At 56.2% G+C, this 560-nt stretch carries 1 pseudogene; it reads right to left on the bottom strand.

The features are described 5' to 3' along the window. Window positions 1-221, bottom strand: a pseudogene (locus ACTFO6_RS17520) (hypothetical protein); the annotation flags it as partial. Between the last annotated feature and the right edge of the window lie 339 nt (window positions 222-560).

The raw sequence follows: 560 nt of genomic DNA, 5'->3' as shown, positions 1-560 counted from the left end.
CCCGTGAGGAGTACCCACCTCTCGTTGCGGTACCGCTGTGCGATATCTTCGTCTATTTGTAGTGACAGGATTCCCGCACAGGGAAGAAGCCCCTTCGTGTACGCGGTAGCGGCGTTGGCGATATCCGCATTCTGTCGCTTGGAGTCCTTGCTCTTGTAACCCTGCCTAATTTCGAAGACGATCCCTTGGAGCGTTCTAGCAACCGCAGCGTCGATATCCATCCGACGTGCGGCATCCCGTACCCAAGACTGAAGGAGGCGCCTTCGAGCGGTGTTTGCGACGCTCGAAATAGGGATGCGAGCGTCGAGATGGAGCTTCCGCTCCTTGCCGCCAGCGCGTGGTAGGGTGTAGGTCCACCTGACGTCCTCATCGGTGAGACCAAGATGGTCCTGCAAGATGCGTCTGAACAGGTTCTCGCAGCCAATGCCGATTTGACGATAAATACTCGTCATACCACCCGCCGCCTTGTGGGCCGCGTACATAAGGGGATTATCAAGCCCCAACCAATTATAGAATGGGTCCTCTCGATAGATCCGCTGAAACTCGTCAAGTCGGTATCC

The organism is Pelomicrobium sp. G1, from assembly GCF_051905455.1.
GTDB lineage: Bacteria > Pseudomonadota > Gammaproteobacteria > Burkholderiales > UBA6910 > Pelomicrobium.
The sequence above is the reverse complement of the archived record's forward strand: the minus strand, read 5'-3'. Positions and strand labels throughout refer to the sequence as shown.